The 25,266-nt window shown below is 73.3% G+C and carries 23 protein-coding genes; 9 read left to right on the top strand and 14 right to left on the bottom strand.

Going from position 1 to position 25,266, the window contains the following annotated elements; translation table 11 throughout:
* Nucleotides 1-36: 36 nt before the first annotated feature.
* From QBL21_RS03495 to QBL21_RS03440, 12 genes are all read right to left on the bottom strand, one after another.
* A complete protein-coding gene (locus QBL21_RS03495) occupies nt 37-1,365 on the bottom strand; it encodes an MFS transporter (protein ID WP_407566289.1) in 1,329 nt (442 codons plus the stop codon).
* 317 nt (nt 1,366-1,682) lie between these two features.
* Nucleotides 1,683-2,552: a zinc metalloprotease HtpX gene (gene htpX, locus QBL21_RS03490; RefSeq protein WP_407560492.1), complete on the bottom strand. Its 870-nt coding sequence runs from the start codon at nt 2,550-2,552 to the stop codon at nt 1,683-1,685.
* A 141-nt stretch (nt 2,553-2,693) separates the two neighbouring features.
* On the bottom strand, nt 2,694-4,295 hold the full coding sequence (locus tag QBL21_RS03485) for an NADH-quinone oxidoreductase subunit N (RefSeq protein WP_407560491.1): 1,602 nt from the start codon (nt 4,293-4,295) through the stop codon (nt 2,694-2,696).
* Nucleotides 4,295-5,929 carry a NuoM family protein gene (locus tag QBL21_RS03480; protein ID WP_407560490.1) on the bottom strand — a complete coding sequence of 545 codons (1,635 nt, stop codon included), beginning with the start codon at nt 5,927-5,929 and terminating at the stop codon, nt 4,295-4,297. Before QBL21_RS03480 ends, QBL21_RS03485 begins: the two co-directional genes overlap by 1 nt.
* An 8-nt stretch (nt 5,930-5,937) precedes the next feature.
* Nucleotides 5,938-7,974 (bottom strand): NADH-quinone oxidoreductase subunit L, encoded by a 2,037-nt coding sequence (locus QBL21_RS03475; RefSeq protein ID WP_407560489.1) that lies wholly within the window; start codon nt 7,972-7,974, stop codon nt 5,938-5,940.
* Complete coding sequence (gene nuoK / locus QBL21_RS03470) at nt 7,971-8,384, bottom strand: NADH-quinone oxidoreductase subunit NuoK (protein ID WP_407560488.1); 414 nt, start codon at nt 8,382-8,384, stop codon at nt 7,971-7,973. Before nuoK ends, QBL21_RS03475 begins: the two co-directional genes overlap by 4 nt.
* Nucleotides 8,384-8,977, bottom strand: a complete 594-nt coding sequence (locus QBL21_RS03465) for an NADH-quinone oxidoreductase subunit J (protein WP_407560487.1) — start codon at nt 8,975-8,977, stop codon at nt 8,384-8,386. Before QBL21_RS03465 ends, nuoK begins: the two co-directional genes overlap by 1 nt.
* A complete protein-coding gene (locus QBL21_RS03460) occupies nt 8,974-9,513 on the bottom strand; it encodes a 4Fe-4S binding protein (RefSeq protein ID WP_407566288.1) in 540 nt (179 codons plus the stop codon). The genes QBL21_RS03465 and QBL21_RS03460 overlap by 4 nt, the downstream gene beginning before the upstream one ends.
* A 45-nt stretch (nt 9,514-9,558) precedes the next feature.
* Nucleotides 9,559-10,518: a complex I subunit 1/NuoH family protein gene (locus QBL21_RS03455; protein WP_407560486.1), complete on the bottom strand. Its 960-nt coding sequence runs from the start codon at nt 10,516-10,518 to the stop codon at nt 9,559-9,561.
* The gene (locus QBL21_RS03450; RefSeq protein ID WP_407560485.1) at nt 10,515-11,921 is read right to left on the bottom strand and encodes an NADH-quinone oxidoreductase subunit C; all 1,407 of its coding nucleotides are present in this window, start codon (nt 11,919-11,921) and stop codon (nt 10,515-10,517) included. The genes QBL21_RS03455 and QBL21_RS03450 overlap by 4 nt, the downstream gene beginning before the upstream one ends.
* Entirely contained in the window at nt 11,918-12,493 is a 576-nt protein-coding gene (locus QBL21_RS03445; RefSeq protein WP_407560484.1) for an NADH-quinone oxidoreductase subunit B, read from the bottom strand. The genes QBL21_RS03450 and QBL21_RS03445 overlap by 4 nt, the downstream gene beginning before the upstream one ends.
* On the bottom strand, nt 12,484-12,876 hold the full coding sequence (locus tag QBL21_RS03440; RefSeq protein ID WP_407566287.1) for an NADH-quinone oxidoreductase subunit A: 393 nt from the start codon (nt 12,874-12,876) through the stop codon (nt 12,484-12,486). The genes QBL21_RS03445 and QBL21_RS03440 overlap by 10 nt, the downstream gene beginning before the upstream one ends.
* A 350-nt stretch (nt 12,877-13,226) precedes the next feature.
* Here QBL21_RS03440 and QBL21_RS03435 point away from each other — a divergent pair, with 350 nt between their 5' ends.
* The 5 genes from QBL21_RS03435 to QBL21_RS03415 all read left to right on the top strand — a co-directional run bounded on the left by QBL21_RS03435 (nt 13,227) and on the right by QBL21_RS03415 (nt 19,896).
* Complete coding sequence (locus QBL21_RS03435) at nt 13,227-14,447, top strand: sensor histidine kinase (protein WP_407560483.1); 1,221 nt, start codon at nt 13,227-13,229, stop codon at nt 14,445-14,447.
* 138 nt (nt 14,448-14,585) lie between these two features.
* Complete coding sequence (locus tag QBL21_RS03430) at nt 14,586-15,902, top strand: sensor histidine kinase (RefSeq protein WP_407560482.1); 1,317 nt, start codon at nt 14,586-14,588, stop codon at nt 15,900-15,902.
* Nucleotides 15,903-16,050: 148 nt separating this feature from the next.
* Nucleotides 16,051-16,710, top strand: coding sequence for a response regulator (locus QBL21_RS03425; protein ID WP_407566286.1), 660 nt, complete (start codon nt 16,051-16,053; stop codon nt 16,708-16,710).
* Between the two features lie 239 nt (nt 16,711-16,949).
* The gene (locus QBL21_RS03420; RefSeq protein ID WP_407560481.1) at nt 16,950-18,827 is read left to right on the top strand and encodes a 2-oxoacid:acceptor oxidoreductase subunit alpha; all 1,878 of its coding nucleotides are present in this window, start codon (nt 16,950-16,952) and stop codon (nt 18,825-18,827) included.
* Entirely contained in the window at nt 18,820-19,896 is a 1,077-nt protein-coding gene (locus QBL21_RS03415; RefSeq protein WP_407560480.1) for a 2-oxoacid:ferredoxin oxidoreductase subunit beta, read from the top strand. The genes QBL21_RS03420 and QBL21_RS03415 overlap by 8 nt, the downstream gene beginning before the upstream one ends.
* Before the next feature lie 125 nt (nt 19,897-20,021).
* Here QBL21_RS03415 and QBL21_RS03410 read toward each other — a convergent pair whose 3' ends face one another.
* Nucleotides 20,022-20,426, bottom strand: a complete 405-nt coding sequence (locus QBL21_RS03410) for a winged helix-turn-helix transcriptional regulator (RefSeq protein WP_407560479.1) — start codon at nt 20,424-20,426, stop codon at nt 20,022-20,024.
* Nucleotides 20,427-20,501: 75 nt separating this feature from the next.
* Between QBL21_RS03410 and QBL21_RS03405 the strand changes: the two genes are divergently transcribed.
* The 4 genes from QBL21_RS03405 (at nt 20,502) to QBL21_RS03390 (ending at nt 24,769) form a co-directional block, all read left to right on the top strand.
* Entirely contained in the window at nt 20,502-21,377 is an 876-nt protein-coding gene (locus tag QBL21_RS03405) for an NAD(P)H-binding protein (RefSeq protein WP_407560478.1), read from the top strand.
* A gap of 96 nt (nt 21,378-21,473) precedes the next feature.
* Entirely contained in the window at nt 21,474-22,547 is a 1,074-nt protein-coding gene (gene rarD / locus QBL21_RS03400; RefSeq protein WP_407560477.1) for an EamA family transporter RarD, read from the top strand.
* A gap of 66 nt (nt 22,548-22,613) precedes the next feature.
* Nucleotides 22,614-23,987, top strand: coding sequence for a hypothetical protein (locus tag QBL21_RS03395; protein ID WP_407560475.1), 1,374 nt, complete (start codon nt 22,614-22,616; stop codon nt 23,985-23,987).
* On the top strand, nt 23,984-24,769 hold the full coding sequence (locus QBL21_RS03390) for an APH(3'') family aminoglycoside O-phosphotransferase (protein WP_407560474.1): 786 nt from the start codon (nt 23,984-23,986) through the stop codon (nt 24,767-24,769). Before QBL21_RS03395 ends, QBL21_RS03390 begins: the two co-directional genes overlap by 4 nt.
* A gap of 4 nt (nt 24,770-24,773) precedes the next feature.
* Here QBL21_RS03390 and QBL21_RS03385 read toward each other — a convergent pair whose 3' ends face one another.
* Nucleotides 24,774-25,229 (bottom strand): NUDIX domain-containing protein, encoded by a 456-nt coding sequence (locus QBL21_RS03385; RefSeq protein WP_407560473.1) that lies wholly within the window; start codon nt 25,227-25,229, stop codon nt 24,774-24,776.
* Nucleotides 25,230-25,266 lie beyond the last annotated feature (37 nt).

Genomic DNA, 25,266 nt, shown 5'->3' with positions numbered 1-25,266 from the left:
GTGGTTCAGGCTCCCCGCCCCCGTCCCCGCCCCGTCCTACGGCACCGCGGCCGTGCCCCTCATGCGCCAGGCGACCAGCGCCGCCGCCGTGAGGCCCGTCAGGGCCAGGGCGCTGCTGGTGACGAACGGGTTCGTGCCGCTCAGGGCTGGGGCGAAGCCGATGCCGACGTAGAGGGTGACGCCCGTGGCCCCGCCGAGTTGGTCGGCGGCTCGCTGGACGCCCGAGGCGATGCCCGCGTCGCTGTCGGTCACGCCGCTCACCGCGGCGTACTGGAGGCCGATGATCCCGAATCCCAGTCCGGCGGCGATGAGCAGCATCGCCGGGACCATCGCCAGCGGGCCCGCGTCGAGGTGGGTCGCGTACGCGAGCGCCGCCATGGCCAGCGCCGTGAAGCCGATTCCGGTCAGCGCGCACGCCCTGGCGCCCCAGCGGCCGAGGAGCCGGGGTACGAGGACGGACGCCGCGATCAGCGTGCAGGCCAGGGGCAGCATCGTGAGGCCCGCCGCCAGCGGGCTGAGGCCCTGGCGGTCCTGGAGGTAGTACGTGAACAGCAGAAACGACGTGGACAGCGCCGCGCTCAGCAGGGCCGTCGCCAGGTTGGCCCGCACCCGGGGGCCGTTGCGGAAGAACCCGAGGGGTACGAGGGGGTTCGCCGAGCGGCGCTCCACCGCGGCGAACGCGATCGCCGCGAGCGCCGCGCCGGCCAGTGCGAGGGGCGGCAGCCACGGTCGCGTACCGCCCTCCTCGCCCGCCTCGACGACGCCGAGGGCGAACAGCAGCGGTGCCGCGGTCAGCAGCAGCGATCCGGGTAGGTCGGTCGAGGTGCGGCGGGTCGGCGGATCGGCCGGTACGAGCAGCAGCGTCGCGGCGAGGACGGCCGCGACGAACGGCACGGACACGAGGAAGATCCACCGCCAGCCGAGCAGCTCCGTGATCACCCCGGAGAGCGCGAAGCCGAGGACCAGTCCGCAACTGGCCACCGCCGCCCAGACGCTCAGGGCCCGGGACCGGCGCGGCCCCTCCGGGAACATGAGCACGACCACCGCCATCGCCGCCGGCAGCGCGACGGCCTCGCCGGCGCCCTGGAGCAGCCGGGCCGCCACGAGCCAGGCGAACGACGGCGCCAGGCCGGCCAGCAGCGACGCGAGGCCGAAGACCGCTGTGCCGGACAGCAGCACGCGGCGCCGGCCCAGGACGTCGCCGAGCCGGCCGCCGAGCATGAGCAGCCCGCCGCCGGTGATGGTGTATCCGACGACGACCCAGGTCAGTTGGCGGTCGTCGGCGCCGAAGTGGGCGCCGATCGACGGCAGTGCGACGTTGACGACGGTCACGTCGAGCGCGATGAGGAACTGAAGCATGGCCATGCAGCACAGCACCGGCCATGCCCGCGCCGGGGACGCGGCGTCCGCGCGCGCGGGAGGAATGCCAGAGGACACGTGAAAGCTCCGTTGCTCGGAAAGCGAGTTCCGGGCAGCACAAAGGGCCGCTCCGGTCGGATCACGGAGCGACGGAACGTACGGAAGAGGAGTGGAGTCGCACGCCCGCCGCTAGCGGGGCGTCCTCGTCACTCCGGCGCAGCCTGCTGCGGAAGAAGCACCTGACATGGGGGCCACGCTACCGCGGCGGGCCGACACGGGGCGAGGCGAGGCCAGGCGATCCGGTACGGGCCCGCGTGTCCCGGTCAGTTGCCCGGGGTGCGGCCGGCCATGCGCTCCAGGCGGGCGATGCGCTCCGCCATCGGCGGGTGCGTCGAGAACAGGCGCGACATGTTGCCCGACCCCCGCTGGAACGGGTTGGCGATCATCATGTGGCTCGCCGTCTCGATACGGGGCTCGGGGGGCAGCGGGAGCTGCTTCGTACCGGCTTCGAGCTTCCGCAGGGCGCTGGCCAGGGCGAGCGGGTCGCCGGTGAGCTGGGAGCCGGTCTGGTCCGCCTCGTACTCGCGCGAGCGGCTGACCGCGAGTCTGATGATGCTCGCCGCCACCGGGCCGAGGAAGAGGACCAGGAGCATGCCGAACGGGCCGGGGCCGTTGCCGTTGCGGTCGCCGCTCGGGATGAGCCAGGCGAAGTTCACCAGGAACATCACCACCGACGCGAGCGCGCCCGCGATCGAGGAGATGAGGATGTCGCGGTTGTAGACGTGCATCAGCTCGTGGCCCAGGACGCCGCGCAGCTCGCGCTCGTCGAGGATCTGGAGGATGCCCTCGGTGACGCAGACCGCCGCGTTGCGCGGGTCGCGGCCGGTGGCGAAGGCGTTCGGGGCCTGGGTGGGCGAGATGTACAGCCGGGGCATGGGCTGGCGGGCCTGGTTGGACAGCTCGCGCACGATGCGGTACAGGTTCGGCGCCTCGATCTCGCTGACCGGGCGGGCGCGCATCGCGCGCAGCGCCAGCTTGTCGCTGTTCCAGTACGCGTACGCGTTGGTGCCGACGGCTACGACGAGCGCGATGATCAGGCCCGTACGGCCGAAAATGCTGCCGATGAGCAGGATCAGCGCCGACATGCCGCCGAGGAGCGCGGCTGTCTTCAGCCCGTTGTTCGACCGGTGCACGGTGTGCCCTCCAAAGCCTGCCGCCGCAAGTGTCGGCCGTCTCCTTCCAGTGGACCCCTCCCACGCATAGAACGCGCGGCCTGCCCGGTAAGTTCCCTGGTCAGCGCAAGACGCGGATTGCGCCGGGCGGGTGAGGCGGCGCTAGAGGAGGGCTTCGCCCGCGAAGCGGAATACGAGCTGCGGGGCGCCCGAAAGCGCGATGCCGAGGGCCGCGGTCAGCCCGATCGCGCCACGCAGCGGGGCGGTGAGGGGGGTGGTCGGCGGGGCGGCCACCGCGGTACGTACCGGGGTGGCCTCGGCCGACGCCTCGGCCGACCCGGCGGCGGGCCGGAACAGCAGCGCCGTCCACTTCAGGTAGTAGTACAGGCCCACCACCACGTTCACGGCCATCACCACCGCCAGCCACCCCAGCCCCGCGTCCACCGCGGAGCCGAGGACCGCCACCTTCGCGAAGAGGCCGATGATCCCCGGCGGCAGCCCGGCGAGGTTGATCAGGAAGAACGCCAGCGCCAGCGCGACCGGCAGCCGCGTCGCCGCCAGGCCCCGGTAGTCGGTGACCCGGCCGCCGCGACCGCCCTTGGCCGCCACGGCGGCGACGACCGCGAACGCGCCGAGGTTCACCACCCCGTACATCAGCGCGTACGAGAGCGTGGAGCCCACGGCGCGCTCCGGCTCGTCGGCGTAGGCCGCGGCGGCGATCGGGACCAGCAGGTAGCCGGCCTGCGCCACGGAGGACCAGGCCAGCAGCCGGACCGCGCTGTGCGGGGCGTCGAGGCGCTGGCGCAGCGCGGCGACGTTGCCCGCGGTCATCGTCAGCGCCGCCAGCACCGCGACCGCCGGGCCCCACACGTGGTCGTACGCCGGGAAGGCCAGCACTGTGACGAGGATCAGCCCGCTGAAGCCCACCGCCTTGCCGACGACCGACAGATAGGCGGCGACCGGGATCGGCGCGCCGACGTACGTGTCCGGCACCCAGAAGTGGAACGGCACCGCCGCCGTCTTGAACGCGAACCCGACCAGCGTCAGCACCACGCCCGCCGCCGCCAGCGTTTCCAGTTGCTCCGGCGCGTCCGCGAGCCCGTCGGCCAGCCGCGCCAGGTGCAGGCTGCCCCCGGCGGCGTAGACGAAGCTGATGCCCAGGAGCATGACGGCGGTCGCGGTGACGGAGGAGAGGAAGAACTTCAGCGCCGCCTCGGACGACAGCCGGTCCCCGCGGCGCAGCCCGACCAGCGCGAACGCGGGCAGCGAGGCGACCTCCAGGGCGATCACGAGGGTGGCCAGGTCGCGGGCCGCGGGCAGCAGCGCCGCGCCGGCGGCCGAGGCGAGCAGCAGGAACCAGAACTCGCCCGCGGGCAGCTTCGTCGCGCGTACGTCGTGCACGGACAGCAGCGCGGCGAGCAGCGCGCCCGCGAGCACCAGCAACTGCACGACCAGCGCGAAGCGGTCGGCGGTGTAGCTACAGACGTTTGGATCGCCGGTGAGGCAGAAGGTGCTGCGGTCGCCGTCGAGGAGCGGCAGGAGCGCGAGGAGGGACAGGGCGAGGGCGGCGACCGCGCCCCAGCCGAGGAGGTGTTTGGCGCGCTCGGGCACGAAGAGGTCGGCGACGAGCAGCGCGACGGCGGCCACGGCGACGATCGTGGGCGGTGCGACGGCGAGCCAGTCGACGGACTGGACGACGGACTCGGCGAGGACCGTGTCCGCGGGCCCGCCCGCCCGGGGTGCGGCGAGGTGTGCGTACGTCATCAGCTTCCTCCCGCGAGGAGCTTCTGCACGGCCGGGTCGGTCAGGCCGAGGAGGGCGGCGGGCCAGAGGCCGGCGAGGACGGTGAGGGTGACGAGCGGGCTCCAGGCGGCGATCTCGTAGCGGCGTACGTCCCCGAGGGCGGGCAGGTCGCCCGTGGCCGCCGCCGCCTGCTGGTCCGACGCCTGCTGGTCCGCCGTCCGGTTGTCCGCGGTCCGGGTGTCCGCCGCCCTGTCTCCCATGCAGACGCGGCGCACGACGATCAGGAGGTACGCGGCCGTGAGCAGGGTGCCGAAGCCGGCGGCGGCCATGAAGACCAGGTACGCCGGCCGCGACAGCCCGGCGGCCGGGTCGTACGCGGCGAACATCGCCAGCATCTCGCCCCAGAACCCCGCGAGCCCCGGCAGCCCCAGCGACGCGACGGCGGCGAAGGCGAGCAGCGCGCCCAGGCGCGGGGCGCTGCCGTAGAGGGCGGCGCCGGTGCGGCCGGCGAGGGCGTCGAGGTCGGTGGTGCCGGTGCGTTCCTTCAGGGCGCCGACGAGGAAGAAGAGCAGGCCGGTGATGAGGCCGTGGGCGATGTTGGCGAAGAGCGCGCCGTTGACGCCTGTCGGGGTGAGCGTGGAGATGCCGAGGAGCACGAAGCCCATGTGGCCGACGGAGGAGTACGCGATGAGCCGCTTGAGGTCGCCGCGCGCGCCGGTACGGGCGAGGGCGAGGCAGGCGAGGGAGCCGTAGATGATGCCGGTGACGCCGAAGGCGGCGAGGTAGGGCGCGTACGTCTCCATGCCCTCGGGGGCGATGGGCAGCAGGACGCGTACGAAACCGTACGTGCCCATCTTCAGCAGCACGCCGGCCAGGAGGACGGAGCCGACGGTGGGGGCGGCGGTGTGGGCGTCGGGGAGCCAACTGTGCAGCGGCCACATCGGCGTCTTGACGGCGAGGCCGGCGCCGATGGCGAGGACCGCGACGAGCTGGGTGGTGCGGCTGAGGTTGGCGCCGTTGTCAGTGGCGAGTGCCACCATGTCGAACGTGCCGCCCTGGAACCCGACGAGGAGGAGGCCGAGGAGCATCACGACCGAGCCGAGCAGCGTGTAGAGGATGAACTTCCAGGCGGCGGGCCCGCGTCCGTCGCCGCCCCAGCGGGCGATGAGGAAGTACATCGGGATGAGCACCATCTCGAACGCCAGGAAGAACAGCAGCAGGTTGAGGACGGCGAAGGTGGCGAGCATGCCGCCTTCGAGGACGAGCAGCAGCGCGACGAACGCCCGGGGTGACGGCCCGGCCGGCATGACGAAGTAGCCGTAGAGCGCGCAGAGGAAGGTCAGCAGGGCGGTGAGGACGAGGAGGGGGAGCGAGACGCCGTCGACGCCGAGGTGCAGCCGGATCCCGAGGGCGGGGATCCAGCCGACATCGGAATCGGCCTGCATGGTGCCGGCATCGTCGTAGTCGAAGCCGGCGGCCAGGACGACGGACAGGACGAGGACGGCGCCCGTGACGGTGACGCCGTGGCGCAGCACGGCCTGGTCGGGGCTCTTGCCCTTCAGGCCGGGGGGCGCGGGGAACAGTGCGGCCAGGGCGCCGAGAAGGGGGAGTACGACGATGGCGGCGAGCACGAGCTGCATCGCGGTCTGGTTCATATGCGGCGTCAGCCTCCCGTGACCGACGTGGTGGCGACGACGACGGCGACTGCCAGGACGAGCGCGCCGCCGAGCAGCGCGCTGAGGTAGCTCTGCACGTTGCCGGTCTGCGCGCGGCGGACCGCGGCGCCGAGCAGCCGGGGTGTGGTGCCCGCGCCGCGTACGTACGTCTCGACGACCTCCCGGTCCAGGAAGCGGACCAGGCGGGCCGCGGCCCGTACCGGGCGGACGAACAGCGCGGCGTACAGGGCGTCGACGTGGAAGCCGCTGCCGGCGTGCCGGTAGAGGGCGGGGCCGAGCAGGATCCGGCCGGGGTCGGTGGCGGTGCCGTCTGGGGCGGCGCCCGACGCGGCGGCGCCCTCGTCCGAGGGGCGGCCGTACACCTCCTCGTGCGTGGCCGCCGCCTCGGCCTCGGTGAGGGCCGGCTCGGCGCCGGGGTGCGCGGCGACCGCGCCGACGGGGACGCGCGCGGCGAGCCCGGCGGTCTGCTTCCACGCCGCGTACGTCGCCATCATGCCGACGAGCGCCAGCCCGGTGCCGAGGACGGCGGTGGCGAGCGTCGGCGTGAGCGAGTGGTCGCCGAGCCAGTCGGGCAGCCGCCACACGGTCAGCCCGAACGCCGCGGTGGGCACGAGCAGCACCCACAGCACGGCGTTCATGACCACCGGCTGCCGGCCGTGGTCGGGGGCGGGTTCGCCGCGGCCGTGGAAGGCGAGCAGCCACAGCCGGGCGGCGTACGCGGCGGTGAGCAGCGCGGCGGCCAGCCCGGCGACCAGCACGGTCCAGGCCGCGGCGGCGGGGATGCCCTCGGTGTCGCCCGTCACGGCGTGCTCGGCGCCGCCGAGGACGGCTTCTTTGGAGAAGAAGCCGGCGAAGGGCGGGATGGCGGCGAGGGCGAGGAGGGCGACGCTCATCGTCCAGTAGGCGTCCGGCACGCGCGTGCGCAGGCCGCCCATCCGGGCCATCGCCGCCAGCGAGTTGGTGCCGGCGGCGTGGATGACGACGCCGGCGGCGAGGAACAGCAGCGCCTTGAAGGCGCCGTGCGAGAGGAGGTGGAAGACGGCGGCGTCCCGGGCGCCGACGGCCAGCGCGCCGGTCATGTACCCGAGTTGGCCGACCGTCGAGTACGCGAGCACCCGTTTGATGTCGTCCTGCGCGAGCGCGGCCAGCGCCGAGCCGACCATCGTGACGGCGGCCAGCACCGCCAGCACCACGAGCGCAGCGGCCGAGGCGGCGAAGACGGGCAGCAGCCGGGCGACGACGTACACGCCGGCCGCGACCATCGTCGCCGCGTGGATCAGCGCGGAGACGGGCGTGGGACCCGCCATCGCGTCGGGCAGCCAGGTGTGCAGCGGGAACTGCGCGGACTTGCCCGCGACCCCGGCGAGCAGCAGCAGCGCGATGAGCGTGGGGTGGGCGAGGCCGTCGCCGGAGACGGCGGCGTTCAGGATGCCGTCGATCCGGAACGTACCGGCCTCGGCGGCGAGCGCGAAGATGCCGAAGAGGAAGGGGACGTCGCCGAGCTTGGTGACCAGGAACGCCTTGAGCGACGCGGCCCGCGCGACTTCCGTGTCCCAGTAGTGGCCGACGAGGAAGTACGAGCAGATGCCCATGATCTCCCAGCCGACCAGCAGCACCATCAGGTCGCCGGAGTAGACGACGAGGAACATCGCGGCGGTGAAGAGGGAGACGAGCGCGGCGTACGAGGAGTAGCGCCGGTCGTTGCGCAGATAGCCGGTGGAGTAGATCTGCACGCACGAGGCGACGACGCCGACGAGCACGGCGACGAGCACCGCCATGCCGTCGAGGTGCAGCGCCAGGTCGATGGGCACCGAGCCGGTCGGGGTCAGCTCGGTGGCGGCGGTCACCGGCTCGTCGCCGCCCTGCCGGGCCGCGACGACGGCCGCGAGCACGGCGGCGGTCACGGTCGGCAGCACGGCCAGCGGCTGCACCATGCCCGGCGAGCGGCGGCCGAAGAGCAGGCCGGCGACGGCGCCGAGGAAGGGCAGGAGGGGGACGAGGACGGCGAGGGTGGTGGTGGTCACGCGGTGGCCTCGGCCTTCTTCGACGCGGTCCCCGGCTCGTCGCCGGCGGACGCGGCGCCTTCTGCTGCGTCGTCTTCCGTTACGTCACCGGTGCCGCCGGCGTCCGTGTCCGCCAGGTCGCGCAGCCGGTCGACGGCGGAGGTGCCGCGGTTGCGGTACACCATCAGCACGATGGCGAGGCCGATGCCGATCTCCGCGGCGGCCAGCGCGATGATGAACAGCGTGAACGACTGCCCGGAGCGCAGGACGTCGCGGAACGCGACGTCGAAGGCGACGAGGTTGAGGTTGACGGCGTTGAGCATCAGCTCGACGGACATCAGCACCAGGATGGCGTTGCGCCGCGCCAGCACGCCGTAGAGGCCGACGCAGAACAGCAGCACCGCCAGCACCGCCGGATACGCGAGATGCATCAGCCCTCCCCGCCCTCGTCGGCGGTGTCCTTCTCCGGCTTCCCGGGCTCCCCCGGCGACCCGGTGTCCTTCCGGGACAGCACGATCGCGCCCACCAGCGCCGCCAGCAGCAGCACCGACAGCGCCTCGAACGGCAGCACCCAGTGCCGGAAGACGCTCGCCCCCAGCAGGTCGGTGGTGCCCTTGGGCTCGTCCAGGTCGATCCACGTCGTACGGAACGCGTCCACGACCAGCGTCACCAGCAGCACCGCCGCCGCGCCCGCCACACCCAGGCCCACCCACCGGTTGCCCGAGTCGGCGTCCGGCGAGGGGCCTATCGGCGCACGGGTCAGCATCAGCCCGAAGAGCAGCAGCACGACCACGGAGCCGACGTAGATCAGCACCTGCACCCAGGCCACGAACTCGGCCGTCAGCAGCAGGTATTCGACCGCCAGCCCGCCGAGCGCGACCACCAGCCACAGCGCGGCGTGCACCAACTGCCGCGTGGTCACGGTGATCACGGCGGCCCCGAGGGTCACCAGGCCGGTGAGCAGGAAGACGATCTCGACGCCGGTGGGCGACAGGAAGCCGTGGGTCTCGGCGGCGAGGGTCATGCGTCGCCCTCCCCCGCCCGCGGATCCCCCGCGTCACGTACCGGCGCGGCCTCCGCGGCCTCCGCGGCCCGCGCCGCCTCCGCCTTCTCTACGGCCTTGCGCGCCGCGCCCAGCTCCTTCGGCTCCTCCCCCGCCGGGTCCGGCGCCGGCGGGGCCGGGACCGTCCACATCCAGTCCCGCAGCCGCTCCCGCTCGTGGGTCAGCTCGTGGATGTCGGTCTCCGCGTACTCGAACTCCGGCGACCAGAAGAGCGCGTCGAACGGGCAGACCTCGATGCAGATCCCGCAGTACATGCACAGCGCGAAGTCGATCGCGAAGCGGTCGAGCACGTTGCGGCTGCGCTCCCGGCCGCCGGGGGCGGCGGGCGGCACGGTCTCCTTGTGCGAGTCGATGTAGATGCACCAGTCCGGGCACTCGCGGGCGCACAGCATGCAGACCGTGCAGTTCTCCTCGAACAGCGCGATCACGCCGCGGCTGCGCGGCGGCAGCGCGGGCGGGGTGTCGGGGTAGTGCGCGGTGTGCGAACGCCGCGTCATCGTGCGCAGCGTGACCGCGAGCCCCTTGGCAAGCCCCTTCACCGGTCAGATCACCACCTTCACGATGCCGGTCAGCGCGATCTGCGCGAGCGCGAGCGGGATGAGGGTCGTCCAGGCGAAGCGCTGGATCTGGTCCTCACGCAGCCGCGGGTACGTGACGCGCAGCCAGATCACGGCGAACGCCAGGATCCCGGTCTTCAGCAGCGTCCACAGCCAGCCGAGCCCGTCGGCGTACGGGCCGTGCCAGCCGCCGAGGAAGAGCACAGCGGTCAGCGCGCTGAGGACGACGATGCCGGCGTACTCGGCGAGCAGGAACAGCGCGAAGCGCAGGCCGGAGTACTCGGTGTACGCACCGAAGATGATCTCCGAGTCGGCGACGGGGGCGTCGAACGGGGGGCGTTGCAGCTCGGCGAGACCGGCGGTGAAGAACACCACCCCGCCGACGAGCTGCCACGGCAGCCACCACCACTCGAATCCGTCGACGATCCCGACGAGCGACACCGTCCCGGCGGCCATCGCGACCGAGGCGGCGGCGAGCAGCATGGGCAGCTCGTAGGCGAGAAGCTGCGCGGCGGTACGGAGGCCGCCGAGGAGCGAGTACTTGTTGGCGGACGCCCAGCCGCCCATGAGCGAGCCGAGCACGCCGACGCCCATGACGGCGAGCACGAAGAAGATGCCCGCGTCGAGTGCCTCGCCGACGCCGCCGTCGGGGGCGAAGGGGATGGCGACGAGGACCACGAGGTACGGCAGGAGGGCGACGGCGGGGGCGAGCTGGAAGACCCGCCGGTCGGCACCGGCGGGGACGACGTCTTCCTTCTGCACGAACTTGACGCCGTCGGCGACGAGTTGGGCCCAGCCGTGGAAGCCGCCCGCGTACATGGGGCCTACGCGGCCCTGCATGTGGGCCATGACCTTGTGCTCGGTCTGCCCGACGAGGAGCGGGAAGACCAGAAAGACGACGAGTACGGCGAGCAGGGTGAGCAGGACTTCGAGGACGTCGTTCACGGCGCGTCACCGCCCTCGCGGGGCTCGCCGGAGGGTTCGCCTGCGGGTTCGCCTGCGGCGGGCTCGGCGGGCGGAGTGCCGTCGCCGGCGACGGGCTTGGCGGGCGGATCGGACTCGCCTGCGGCGGGCCGGGGAGGGGCGGAGTCGCCTGCGGCGGGTTTGTCCGACGGATCAGGTTCGCCTGCGGCGGGCCGCGAGGACGGACCGGGATCGTCGTCGGGCGGCCCGCCCGGAGACGGGCCGCCTCCGGCGGAGTCGGTGGTCGAGTCGGGGTCGCCCGCGGCGGGCTCGGGTGGCTCGGTTGCCGCCGGGGCACCGGCGGGCGGAGTGCCGTCGCCGGTGGCGGGGCTGTCGGGCGGGGGTGGCTCGGCGTCGGGGCGCGGGCGTTGCCAGGGGGCTTCGGGGGTGCGGGTACGGGGCCCCGGCTGCTCGTCCGCCCGGGCGGGCCCGCCGCCCGCGGCTCGCTGCGACGCCGAACCCTCGCCCGCAGAACGCGCCCGGCGCGCCCCCCGCGCTGGGCGGCGCCCCGCGGCTTCGCCGCCGGAGGCGGGCGGTCCCGCCGACTCGTCGCTCTCTTCCGGCCCGCCTCCGGCGGCCCGCTGCGACGCCGAGCCCTCGCCCGCCGTACGCGCCCGGCGCGCGCCGCCCGTGCGGCGGCTCGGGCCGGCTTCGGCGCCCGGCGGCGGGCCTGCCGGGGCGGTGGGCTCCGCGGCGGTGCCCGCGGGGGGGTTCTGCGTGGCCGAGTCGGTACCTGCCGAGCGGGTGCGGCGGGAGGGCGCACCCGCGCGGCGGGGGGTGCGGGCCGGGGCCGGGGGCAGGGTGCCCTTCTGGGGGCCCCAGTCGTTGGGGTCCGGGACGCCCGGGGGCTGCATCTGGCGGCGTTTCGGGCCGCCCGCGTGGGACTCCCCCGGTTCCTTCGCGCCCGGCCACGCCTTCGCCACCCGCGCGGCCAGGACGAAGTCCTTCCGCAGCGGGTGCCCCTCGAACTCCTCCGGCAGCAGCAGCCGCGCCAGGTGCGGGTGGCCGGCGAAGTCGACGCCGAACATCTCGTGCGTCTCCCGCTCGTGCCATGCCGCCCCCGCGTACACCCCCGTCGCCGTCGCCAGCGCGGGCGCACCGTGCGGGACCGTCGTGCGGAGCAGCAGCCGGCGCGGCGGGGTGCCGAGCGCGACGACGTGGGCGGCGATGCGGAAGCCCTCGGCCGGTTCGTCGACGGCGCTGAGCCAGTCGAAGAACGTGCAGCCCAGTTCGTCGCGGGCGGTGCGCAGCGCCGTGGTCCAGGCGGCGGCAGGTACGTCCACGGTCAGGACGTCGTACGCCTCGCTCGCCGTCGCTTCCGGACCGAACAGGTCCTCCGCCCGCCCCGGCAGCCAGCCGACGGCGTCGTCCCCCTGCTCTGTCATCTGCTGCCCTCCGGCGGCTTCACCAGCCCGCTCGTCAGCGCCGCCGCCGACGGCCCCGCCGCCCCGCTCCCGTACCGCTCGGCCAGCGACTCCCGCGCGATCTTCTCCTGGAGCTTGAGGATCCCCTGGAGCAGCGCCTCCGGCCGCGGCGGGCAGCCCGGCACGTACACGTCCACCGGAATGATCTGGTCCACGCCCTTCGTCACCGCGTACGAGTCCCAGTACGGCCCGCCGCAGTTGGAGCACGCGCCGAAGGAGATCACGTACTTCGGCTCCGGCATCTGCTCGTACAGCCGCTTCACCGACGGCGCCATCTTGTCCGTCACCGTGCCGGACACCACCATCAGGTCCGCCTGCCGCGGGCCCGGCGCGAACGGGATGACGCCGAGGCGGATGAAGTCGTGCCGGGCCATGGACGCGGCGATGAACTCGATCGCGCAGCAGGCGAGGCCGAAGTTGAAGACCCACAGGCTGTAGCGGCGGCCCCAGTTGAGCACGACCTTCATCGGCTGGGGTGCGAGCCGCTGGAGTACGCCGACGCTCTGCACGGGCCGCGGGGGGTTCACGTCCATTCCAGGACGCCCTTCTTCCAGGCGTAGAGCAGACCCACGGCGAGGAAGCCGAGGAAGATGAACATCTCCACGAGCGTCACCGCCCCGTACCCCGGCGCCGCGAAGACCGTCGCCCAGGGGAAGAGGAAGATGACGTCGACCGCGAAGATCACGTACAGGAAGGCGTAGACGTAGTAGCGGACCTGCGTGTGCGCCCAGCCCTCCCCGACCGGGTCCACCCCGCACTCGTACGTGAGCAGCTTCTCCGGTGTCGGCACCGCGGGCCGCAGCAGCCGGGCGCCGCCGAAGGCGACCACGACGAAGAGCAGACCCAGCACGGCGACGAGGCCGACCACCCCGTAGCCGTCGAAGTACCCGGCGGCAACGGCGTCGGCGGCGAGCATGTGCGGCACGTCGGCTTCGCTCCCTGACTGCTGTGGCTGGATGACCCGTGCGCATTCGGTCAGGACATCGACCTGTACGGGCAAGGAGTGTAGGCCCTGCCCCGCGCGCTGTGCCCCTCCTGTGTACGCCACTTCGGGCGAGCCGCACCCGTCGCATCCGCCCCGCCCGCCGCACCGGCGCCCGGCCCGCGCCCGCGCCCGCACCCCGGCCGCGCCCCCGTCGCGCCCCGGCCCGCCCCCCGTCGCGCCCCGGAAGCGGAGACTTCTCCGCAAAGGGTGGGGTTAACCCCCGTACGTTCCCCCTACACCCCCCATGGCGCCCCGGTGCCCCGGCGCGGCACCCTGGGAGGATGACGCACAGCCGCCCTGGCGCGGAGCCGCTGCCCAAGCCGCGCGGCGACCAGCCGCTGCCGCCGCCGCGCCCGCCGCTCAGCGGCACGACCTGGCTTGAGGTCGTGCACCTGCTGGTGAACCTCCCCATGGCGCTCTTCGCCTTCACCTACGTCTCGCTCTGGCTGTACGCCGGCGCGCTGCTGTCGATCACCGTCATCGGCCTGCCGCTGCTGGCCGCGGGCCTGGCCGGGGCCCGGGTGCTCGGCTCGTGGGAGCGCGCGCGGGCGCGGGCGCTGCTCGGCGTGCACGTCGAGGCGCCGACGCCGATCCGGCGCAGCACGTACGGCGGCTTCCTGCCGTGGCTGTGGGCGACGCTGAAGGACCCGGTGGGCTGGCGGACGACGCTGTACAGCGTGATGCGGCTGCCGTGGGGGATCCTCACGTTCGCCCTGACGATCAGCTCGCTGTTCGTCCTGTGGCCGCTGCTGCCGTGGCTGGCGCGCGGGCTGACGGAGGTGGACCGGGCGATGGTGCGCGGGCTGCTGGCGCCGTCGGACCCGCTGGAGCGGCGGATCAAGGAGCTGGAGGAGGACCGCGGGGTCGTGGTGGACACGGCCGCGGCGGACCTGCGGCGCATCGAGCGCGACCTGCACGACGGCGCGCAGGCCCGGCTGGTGGCCCTGGCCATGGGCCTGGGGCTGGCGAAGGAGAAGCTGCTGGAGGACCCGGAGGCGGCGGCCGAGATGGTCGGCGAGGCCCACGGCGAGGTGAAGCTCGCCCTGGAGGAGCTGCGGGACCTCGCCCGCGGCATCCACCCGGCGATCCTCACCGACCGCGGCCTCAGCCCGGCGCTGTCGGCCGTCGCGGCCCGCTGCACGGTGCCCGTCGCGGTGACCGTCGACCTGAAGGACCGCCCGGCGCAGGCCATCGAGGGCATCGCGTACTACACGGTCTCCGAGCTGCTCCAGAACATCAGCAAGCACAGCGGCGCGAAGTCCGCGAGCGCCGACGTCTGGCGGGCCGAGGGGCGGATCATGCTCCAGGTCACCGACGACGGCAAGGGCGGCGCCCGGCTGGACGGCGGCACGGGCCTGTCCGGGCTGGCGGAGCGGCTGGGGTCGGTGGACGGGCTGCTGGTCGTGGAGTCGCCGGAGGGCGGCCCCACGGTCGTCACGGCCGAACTGCCCTGGCGCAACCGCGAGTCGCAGGCGCGGGCGCGGGCCCAGGCGCGCGTGTAGACCCACCGGCCGGGGTGGGGTTTTCCCCCGTACCGACAGACCGACCTGCTCCATGGCCCGCGGCGCCCCCGCCGGGGAGGCTGGACACACAAGCTCGACAGACCCGTCACCAGCGCTCCGGCAGAAGGAAACCCGACGATGGACAGCACCGCGTACGCTCCCGAGGCCCGCCGCCCGCGGCTTCCCCTCGCCCTGCGCGCCCCCTTCGAGGCACGCACCTGGCGCGAGTTCCTCTACCACCTGCTCAGCCTGCCGGTGTCGATCGTGTTCTTCGTCTACACGATCACGATGCTGTCGCTGGGCGTCGGCCTGCTGATCACGTTCCTCGGCGTCCCCGTGCTCGCCGCGATGCTGGCGGGCTGCCGCGGCATGGGCTACTTCGAGCGGACCCGCGCGCGGCTGCTGCTCGACCTGCACGTCGACGACCCGGAGCCGCTGCACCGGCGGGCCTCCGGGTTCATGGGCTGGGTCGGGTCGCTGTTCCGCAGCGGCGAGTCGTGGCGGACCATGCTCTACGGGCTGCTGCACATGGTCTGGGCGGTGTGCTCGTTCTCCATCTCCCTGGCGGTGATGTTCTGGAGCTGGTCGATGGTCACGTACCCGCTGTGGCAGTGGGTCTTCCCGGCGCACTGGGGCCAGGACGGGCTCCAGGTGTACGGGAACGCCGACGGCGAGGGCTGGTACCTGGACTCGCCGCTGGAGCAGCTCTTCGCGGTCGGCGTCGGCGCGGTGTTCCTGCTCGCCTCGCCGTGGGTGGTGCGCAGCCTGTCGTACGTGGACCGGGCGATGGTCATCGGGCTGCTGGGCCCGTCGAAGCTGGCGACCCGGGTGCAGGAGCTGGAGACGGACCGCGGGGTCGTGGTGGACACGGCCGCGGCCGACCTGCGGCGCATCGAGCGCGACCTGCACGACGGCGCACAGGCCAGGCTGGTGGCCCTGGCGATGGACCTCGGGCTGGCGAAGGAGAAGCTGCTGGAGGACCCGGAGGCGGCGGCCGAGATGGTCGACGAGGCGCACGGCGAGGTGAAGCTCGCGCTCCAGGAGCTGCGCGACCTGGCCCGCGGCATCCACCCGGCGATCCTCACCGACCGCGGCCTGGGCCCGGCGCTGTCGGCGGTCGCCGCGCGCTGCACGGTGCCGGTGTCGGTGACGGTCGACCTGTTCGAGCGGCCGGCGCAGTCGATCGAGGGCATCGCGTACTACACGACCTCCGAGCTGCTCCAGAACATCAGCAAGCACAGCGGCGCGAGCCGGGCGGTGGTGGACCTGTGGCGGGCGGAGGGCCGGCTGATGATCCAGGTCACGGACGACGGCAACGGCGGCGCCCGGCTGGACGCCGGCTCGGGCCTGTCGGGGCTGACGGAGCGGCTCGGGTCGGTGGACGGGCTGCTGGTCGTCGACTCGCCCCCCGGCGGCCCGACGGTGGTCACGGCGGAGCTGCCCTGGCGCGCGTGAGCGCGACCCCGTTCTCGACCCGCTCTCGACCCGTTCTCCACCCTTTGCCCGGCGTTATCCGCCTCCGGCGGCTCCCCCGCCTCCGAATCCTGGGATGCTGGAGGTCTACACATCTTCGTATGGGGGGCAGGCAACGGTGGAGGACAGCGTGCGGGTGGTCATCGCCGAGGACTCGGTGCTGCTCCGGGAGGGGCTCACCCGGCTGCTCACCGACCGGGGGCACGAGGTCGTCGCCGGCGTCGGCGACGGGGAGGCGCTGGTCAAGACGGTCGGTGAGCTGGCCGCCGAGGGCAGCGCGCCGGACGTCGTCGTCGCGGACGTACGGATGCCGCCGACGCACACCGACGAGGGGGTCCGCGCCGCCGTCCAACTGCGGCGGGACCATCCGGACGTCGGCGTGCTGGTGCTCTCGCAGTACGTCGAGGAGCAGTACGCCACCGAGCTGATCGCCGGCTCCAGCCGCGGGGTCGGGTATCTGCTCAAGGACCGGGTCGCGGAGGTCCGCGAGTTCGTGGACGCCGTCGTCCGCGTCGCGGAGGGCGGCACGGCGCTCGACCCGGAGGTCGTCGCCCAGTTGCTGGGCCGCAGCCGCAAGCAGGACGTCCTCGCCGGGCTGACCCCGCGCGAGCGCGAGGTGCTGGGCCTGATGGCCGAGGGCAGGACGAACTCGGCGATCGCCGGCCAGCTCGTCGTGAGCGACGGCGCGGTCGAGAAGCACGTGAGCAACATCTTCATGAAGCTGGGGCTGGCGCCGAGTGAGGGAGATCACCGCCGGGTGCTCGCGGTCCTCACCTACCTCAACTCCTGACCGGCTCCTGCCCCGCATCCGGCCTCCTCCCGGCCCTTCGTAACAAGGGATTGTCACCCTGGGGGGAGGGGGCAGACCGGACGATAGGTAGTGACAAAAGCGGATATAACCTGATGTCTCGCCACGGTCCAGTTTGCGGACAGACTCAGGAAGGCATGCCTAACCGACGTACGATGTTCACTGGGTCAGGCGGCCGGATTCCCGTTCCCGAGCGGCCGCCGCGAGGGAGGTCCACGAAGGTGACCAGCGAGGTCAACAGCAAAGAGGTCAGGCGCCTGGACCGGGTGATCATCCGGTTCGCGGGTGACTCCGGAGACGGGATGCAGCTGACCGGGGACCGCTTCACCTCGGAGACGGCGACGTTCGGCAACGACCTGTCGACGCTCCCGAACTTCCCAGCCGAGATCCGCGCCCCCGCAGGCACCCTGCCGGGGGTTTCGAGTTTTCAGGTGCACTTCGCCGACCACGACATCCTCACCCCGGGCGATGCGCCCAACGTGCTGGTGGCGATGAACCCGGCCGCCCTGAAGGCGAACATCGGCGACGTCCCGCGCGGCGCCGAGGTGATCGTCAACACCGACGAGTTCAACAAGCGCGCGATGGCCAAGGTCGGTTACGAGGTGAGCCCCCTGGAGGACGGCTCCCTCGACGGGTTCAGCGTGCACGAGGTGCCGCTGACCACGCTGACGGTCGAGGCGCTGAAGGAGTTCGGGCTCTCCCGCAAGGACGCCGGCCGCTCCAAGAACATGTTCGCCCTCGGGCTGCTGAGCTGGATGTACCACCGGCCCACCGAGGGCACCCTGGAGTTCCTGCGGACGAAGTTCGCCAAGAAGCCGGACATCGCCGAGGCCAACATCGCGGCCTTCCGGGCGGGGTGGAACTTCGGCGAGACCACCGAGGACTTCGCCGTCTCCTACGAGGTCGAACCGGCGCACTCCGCGTTCGCCGCCGGCACGTACCGCTCGATCTCCGGCAACCTGGCGCTGTCGTACGGGCTGATCGCCGCCGGGCAGCAGGCTGACCTGCCGCTCTTCCTCGGCTCTTACCCGATCACGCCGGCCTCGGACATCCTCCACGAGCTGAGCCGCCACAAGAACTTCGGCGTCAGCACCTTCCAGGCCGAGGACGAGATCGCCGGCATCGGCGCCGCGCTCGGCGCGGCCTTCGGCGGCGCGCTCGGCGTGACCACCACCTCCGGCCCCGGCGTCGCGCTGAAGGCCGAGACCGTGGGCCTGGCCGTGTCGCTGGAGCTGCCGCTGCTGATCATCGACATCCAGCGCGGCGGCCCCTCCACCGGGCTGCCCACCAAGACCGAGCAGGCCGACCTGCTCCAGGCGATGTACGGGCGCAACGGCGAGGCGCCGGTGCCGATCGTCGCGCCGTCCACGCCGTCCGACTGCTTCACCGCGGCCCTGGACGCGGCTCGTATCGCCCTGACGTACCGCACGCCGGTGATGCTGCTCTCCGACGGCTACCTCGCCAACGGCACCGAGCCCTGGCGCATCCCCGAGGTGGACGAGCTGCCGGACCTGCGGGTGCAGTTCGCCACCAAGACGAACCACACGCTGGACGACGGCACCGAGGTCTTCTGGCCGTACAAGCGCGACCCGCAGACCCTCGCCCGCCCCTGGGCGATCCCCGGCACCCCGGGCCTGGAGCACCGCATCGGCGGCATCGAGAAGGAGAACGGGTCGGGCAACATCTCGTACTCGCCGTCCAACCACGACCTGATGGTGCGCACCCGCCAGGCCAAGATCGACGGCATCGAGGTCCCCGACGTCCTGGTCGACGACCCGCAGGGCAAGGCCCGCACCCTGGTGCTCGGCTGGGGCTCGACGTACGGGCCGATCACCGCCGCCGTCCGCCGCGTGCGCCGCGCCGGCGACCACATCGCGCAGGCCCATCTGCGCAACCTCAACCCGTTCCCGCGAAACCTCGGCGAGGTCCTGGCCGCGTACGACAAGGTCGTCGTCCCCGAGATGAACCTCGGCCAGCTCGCGACCCTGGTCCGTGCCAGGTATCTCGTGGACGCCTTCTCCTACAACCAGGTCAACGGCATGCCCTTCAAGGCCGAGCAGCTCGCCACCGCTCTCAAGGAGGCCATCGACAATGGCTGAGACGACCGCTGAGGGACCGGCGATCGACACCCTTTCGCTGATCCCCAAGGCCGAAGCCAAGCAGTCCATGAAGGACTTCAAGACGGACCAGGAGGTGCGCTGGTGCCCCGGCTGCGGTGACTACGCCGTCCTCGCCGCCGTCCAGGGGTTCATGCCGGAGCTTGGTCTCGCCAAGGAGAACATCGTCTTCATCTCCGGCATCGGCTGCTCCTCCCGCTTCCCGTACTACATGAACACGTACGGGATGCACTCCATCCACGGCCGCGCCCCGGCCATCGCCACCGGCCTGGCCAGCACCCGCCGCGACCTGTCCGTCTGGGTCGTCACCGGCGACGGCGACGCGCTGTCCATCGGCGGCAACCACCTGATCCACGCCCTCCGCCGCAATGTCAACCTGAAGATCCTGCTCTTCAACAACCGGATCTACGGCCTGACCAAGGGGCAGTACTCGCCGACCTCCGAGGTCGGCAAGGTCACCAAGTCCACGCCCATGGGCTCGCTCGACGCGCCGTTCAACCCCGTCTCGCTCGCGCTGGGCGCGGAGGCGTCGTTCGTCGCCCGTACCGTCGACTCGGACCGCAAGCACCTCACCGAGACCCTGCGCGCAGCCGCCGCCCACCCGGGCACGGCGCTGATCGAGATCTACCAGAACTGCAACATCTTCAACGACAACGCCTTCGAGGTGCTGAAGGACCGCGAGCAGGCCCAGGAGGCGGTGATCCGGCTCCAGCACGGGCAGCCGATCCGCTTCGGCGCCGACGACCACAAGGGCGTCGTGCGCAACGCGGCCACCGGCGACCTGGAGATCGTCGAGGTGACGCCGGAAAACGAGGCGGACGTCCTCGTCCACGACGCCCACGCCGCGACCCCGACCACCGCCTTCGCGCTCTCCCGGCTCGCCGACCCCAACACGCTGCACCACACGCCGATCGGCATCCTGCGGGACGTGAACCGGCAGGTGTACGACACGGAGATGGCGGAGCAGCTCGACGACGCGGTGCAGCAGAAGGGCAAGGGCGACCTGGCGGGGCTGCTCGCCGGCGGCGACACCTGGACGGTCCTCGGCTGACGCCGCGGCCGGCGGCCGGCGCCACCGGCCGCCGCTGCGACCGGGCACCGCTGCCGGCTTCCGGCTTGCGCCGTCCCGGCTGATACGACCAGGGGGTAACGCGACCCCGGCCCGGGCCTGTCCGTTCAGGCCCGGGCTTCGTCGTACCCGGCGCGCGCCGCGGTCACCGCGGGCACGCTGTCGTTGGCCCAGACCGCCAGCGGCTGCACCCGCAGGGCCGCCTGCTCACCGAGTGGCGTCAGGGAGTACTCCACGTGCGGCGGGATCACGGGCTTCGCCTCGCGCAGCACCAGGCCGTCGCGCTCCAGCGTCTGAAGGGTCTGCGCGAGCATCTTCTCGCTCACCCCGCCGATCCGCCGCCGCAGCGCGCTGAACCGCATCGTCCCCTCCAGCAGCGCGAGCAGCACCAGCACGCCCCAGCGGCTGACGACGTGCTCCAGGATGTTCCGGGCGGGGCAGTCGGCCGTGATCACGTCCGGAAAGCCCGGCAGCCTGCCCGCCGCCGAGTCCGCTCCCACGTCTGCCTGCATGCTTACCTCCACACCAGTACCTTACGTGGAAGTGGGTACTTTCTGACCGTAAGCATGCAGCTTACGGTGGCTGTCATGAAGATCACCGTCACCGGAGCCACCGGACATCTCGGCCGCCACGTCGTCGCAGGACTGCTGGAGCAGGTGCCGGCGGAGCAGGTCGCCGCCGTCGTACGCACCAGGGACAGGGCCGCGGACCTCGCGGCGCGCGGGGTGGAGGTGCGGGTCGCCGACTACGACGAGCCGGCCGCGCTGGCGGGCGCCTTCCGCGCGGGCGAGCGGGTGCTGTTCGTCTCGGGCAGCGAGGTCGGCCGGCGGGTGCGGCAGCACGGGGCGGTCGTCGACGCCGCCGCGGCGGCGGGCGTGGGGCTCCTCGCGTACACCGGCATCCTGGGCGGGCCGAAGGCCGACTTCCGGCTGGCGGACGAGCACAAGGCCACCGAGCAGTCGATCCTCGACTCCGGCCTGCCGTACGTCTTCCTGCGCAACGGCTGGTACCACGAGAACTACACCGAGCGCCTCGCCCCCGTGCTCGACCACGGCGCCGTCGTCGGCAGCGCGGGCACCGGCCGCATCGCCTCCGCCGCCCGCGCCGACTACGCCGCCGCCGCGGTCGCGGTGCTCACCGGCGACGGCCACGAGGGCCGCGCGTACGAGCTGAGCGGCGACACGGCCTGGAGCCTCCCGGAGTACGCCGCCGAGGTCGCCCGGCAGTCCGGCGCACCCGTCGGCTACCGCGACCTGCCGCCCGCGGAGCACCTGCGGGTCCTGTGCGGCGCCGGGATGCCGGAGCCGATGGCCGAGTTGATGGTCGACGTTGACGCGGCGATCTCCCGCGGGTTGCTGGCCGGTCCTGCGGGCGAGCTGTCGCGGCTCATCGGCCGGCCGACGGCGCCGCTGGCGGAGGCGGTCGCGGCGGGGCTGGCGGGGGCGGCGGCGCGGCGCCCGTAAGGACCCAAATGCTGATACAGATATGACAATAGGCTCTCCCGCCCGCTACCGTCGTCACGGCGCAAGCCGTGTGGGCGGCGCGACGGGAGGGCGGCCGTGGGGTCATCAGGGGACGCGCCGGCGAAGTCGGCGAGCGAGGCGCGGCTCGGGCTCCTCTACGGCTTCGCCGCGTACGGCAGTTGGGGCGTCATCCCGCTCTTCTGGCCGCTGCTGGAGCCCGCGAGCCCCGCGGAGATACTGGCCAACCGGATGGTGTGGTCGCTCGTCGCGTGCGTGCTGCTCCTGCTGGTGCTGCGCCGCTGGTCCTGGATCCGGCCGCTGCTGCGCGAGCCGCGGCGGCTGGCGCTGGTCACGGGGGCGGCGGCGACGATCACGGTCAACTGGTTCGTCTACATCTGGTCGGTCAACTCCGGCCACGTCGTCGAGGCGGCCCTCGGCTACTTCATCAACCCCCTCGTCAGCATCGCCTTCGGCGTGCTGCTGCTGCGCGAACGGCTGCGCGCGCTCCAGTGGGTCGCGGTCGCGGTCGGCACGGCGGCGGTCGTCGTGCTCACGGTGGGCTACGGCCGGCTGCCGTGGATCGCACTGGTGCTGGCCTTCTCCTTCGGCACGTACGGGCTGATCAAGAAGCGGATCGGGCTGGAGGGCATCGAGTCCTTCGCGGCCGAGACGACGGTGCAGTTCCTGCCGGCGCTGGGGTTCATGCTGCTGCTCGGCGCCCGGGGCGACGCGACGTTCCACACGGAGAGCCTGGGCCACGCGCTGCTGCTCGCGAGCTGCGGCGTGGTCACGGCGTTCCCGCTGATCTGCTTCGGCGCGGCGGCGGTGCGGCTGCCGCTGTCGACGATCGGGCTGATGCAGTACCTGGCGCCGACGCTCCAGTTCCTGCTGGGCGTGCTGTACTTCCGCGAGTCGATGCCGGCGGAGCGCTGGGCTGGCTTCCTGCTGGTGTGGCTGGCGCTGGCGCTGCTCACGTACGACGCGCTGCACACCGCGCGCCGGGGCCGGCTGGCGCTGCGCCGCGCGGCGGCGGAGGCAAAGGCGCGGGCGGCGGCGGAGGCGCTGGTGGCGGAGCCGGTGGTGACGGCGGCCGACACGGCGGACACGGCGGACCCGCCCCGCGCGGCACCCGGGACGAACACGGCCCCGGACCCGGCCCGGCCCGCCTGAGACCACGGCGGCCGCCGGTCTGCACGGGACCGTACCGGCCCCGAAGGCGACGCGTAGGCTGCGGGGATGGGGCGTGAGCGGGTGGACGGGGCGCAGTTGCGGGCGCAGGTGGGGACCGCGGGGGTCATGGGCGCGCTCGCGGGGGCGGCGCTCGCCGGTGGGCGGGGCGCCCGGTCGGCGGTCGGCGGCGCGGTGGCCGGGGCGGTCGGGCTCGGCGCGGCCGAGGCGGTCGCCCGGGTACGGCAGCGGCCGGGCGAGATCCCGGCGCTGTGGCAGCGCATCGCCACGAGCGGCGCACTGGCCGCCGCGGCGGGCTGGGCGGGCGCCCGGCTGACAGGCGCGGGGCCGGTCGCGGTGGGCACGGTGTCCGGTGCGGCGGCGGGGGCGATGGGCGTACGGCCGCACAAGGTGGCGCTGGGGCCGGTGGTCGGCGCGGCGGTGGGCGGGGCGTTCGCGCTGCGGCGTCGCGGCCGGACGGCTCCCGGGCGGCCCGGGGTCGTCGCCGCGCGGGGTGCTGCCGCGCGGGGTGCCGCCGTGGCGGGGAGCGCCGTCGTGGCGTTCCGGGTGGTCTCCGCGCTCGTGTTCCGGGAGGCGCAGGTCAGCCTGGTCGCCGAGGGCGCCACCACCGACGACCTGCCGTTCGTCGTGCCGCTCGAAGCGCGGTCGGCGTACGTCGGCACCTCGTACGTACGCGACCTCGCGGACGTCCTCGGGGGCACGTACACCGCCGACGCCCCCGACGTCGGCATCGTCGACTCCCTCGACGCGCTCGCCGGACCCGGCTTCGACCCCGCCGAAGTCGACCCGCGGGTGCGGGAGTTCTACGAGCACACCTCCCGCTTCACCCTCGACATCGAACCCCGCTGGCGCCTCTGGGTCCGCCCCGGCTACCTCCTCTACCGCGCCCTCGTCGCCCAGCCCCTCGGCCAGGCCAACGTGCCGATGAACCAGCGCGAGGTGCAGCGCGGCATGCGCAGCCGCATCGACACGATTACCCCGGCACCGGTCCCGTCCGCCGCCGACGCACCCCCCGACACCACGGCCGTCCGCGGCTGGATCCGGTCCTTCGCGGACACCGACGACCCCATCTACGTCGGCATCTACACCACGTACCGGCACGGCGACCGCGGCTACGTCAGCGTCGGGTTCCCGCTCCCCCACGCCAGCTTCACCGCCACCCTCCTCCCCCGCGCCCGCCCCGGCGGCGGCCTCACGCTCACCAGCCACGCGGCGGACCAGGGCGACACCGACCACCCCGGCCACTACCTGACGTACATCGACGCCGAGACCCGCGAGCTGACCACCCTCGGCGTGCACGGCTTCGCCGAGCGGCTCGACGTCCGCGTCACGGACGACGGCCGGCTCCGCGCCGAACACGCCTTCTCCGTCTTCGGCATCCCGTTCCTCGTCCTGCACTACCGAATGGACCGCAAGCCATGACACACGACGACGACTGGACGCCGGTCACCACGGGCGAGTCGGGAGCCGCCGTCTTCCGCAGCGCGGACGGCAGCCGGTACGCCAAGCACGTACCGGCGACGGACCCCGCGGGCGCCGCCGAACTCGCCGCCGAGCGCGACCGCACAGCGTGGCTCGCCGGCCAGGGCGTGCCGGGACCCCGCGTGCTCGACTGGCACGCCGACGACACCGGCGCCCGCCTGGTCACCACCGCCGTCCCCGGCGTCTCCGCCGACGAGTTGCCGCCCGACGACCTGCGGGCCTGCTGGAGCCGCATCGCGGAGGCCGTACGCACCCTCCACGCGCTGCCCACCGCCGGCTGCCCGTACCGCAGGGACCTGGACGACGTGATCGCCACCGCCCGCGACGTCGTCGCCCGCAACGCCGTGAACCCCGACTTCCTCCCCGAGGAGCAGCAGCACACCCCCGCCGCGGAGTTGCTGGCCCGCCTCGAACCGCAGCTCGCCGAGCGCCGGAAGCAGGCGGCGGACGACACGGTCGTCTGCCACGGCGACCTGACCCTGCCGAACATCGTCCTCGACCCCCGCACCCTGAACGTGGCGGGCTTCATCGACCTCGGCCGCCTCGGCCTGGCGGACCGGCACACGGACCTGGCCGTGCTCCTGACCAACGCCCGCGAAACGTGGCCGACGGAAGCCGAAGCCCGCACCCGGGACGCGGCGTTCGCCCAGCACTACGGCACCACCCCCGACCCCACCCGCCTCCGCTTCTACCTCCACCTCGACCCCCTCACCTGGGGCTGAGCCGTCAGCTCTGCGCGCCCGTCCTGATGAGCCGGGCGTGGGCCTCCTGGAGTCCCTCCGGGAGCGCGTCCGGGCTGAACCACTCCGCCGCCAGAATCTCGAAGGCGTCGAGCTTCAGCGTCCCGCCCACACAGAGCGCCTCGTAGGCGATCTCCGCGCGGAGCCGGTAGCCGCTGGTCACCTGGACCAGCCGCCCGGGCACGACCTCAAGACCGGTCTCCTCCCGCACCTCGCGGACGACGGTCTGCGGGAACTCCTCGCCCTTGACCGCGAACCCGGTCGGCAGCCCCCAGGGCCGGGCGTCGGGCCACAGGCGGTGCTTGAGCAGCAGGACCTGCCCCTGCTCGTTCCTCACCACGCCCGTCACGCCGATCATGAACTTGGCCTGCGTGAACCACAGGACGCGCCATTGCAGGGAGCCGCGCATGAGCTTCCACGCCCTGGCCACGATTCGCTTCATGCACGTCCTTTCGACGAGGCGGGGCGCGGGCCCGCCG

The sequence above is a fragment of the Streptomyces sp. 184 genome (assembly GCF_045781775.1).
Taxonomy (GTDB): Bacteria; Actinomycetota; Actinomycetes; order Streptomycetales; family Streptomycetaceae; genus Streptomyces.
This window is presented reverse-complemented; position numbering and strand designations above follow the sequence as displayed.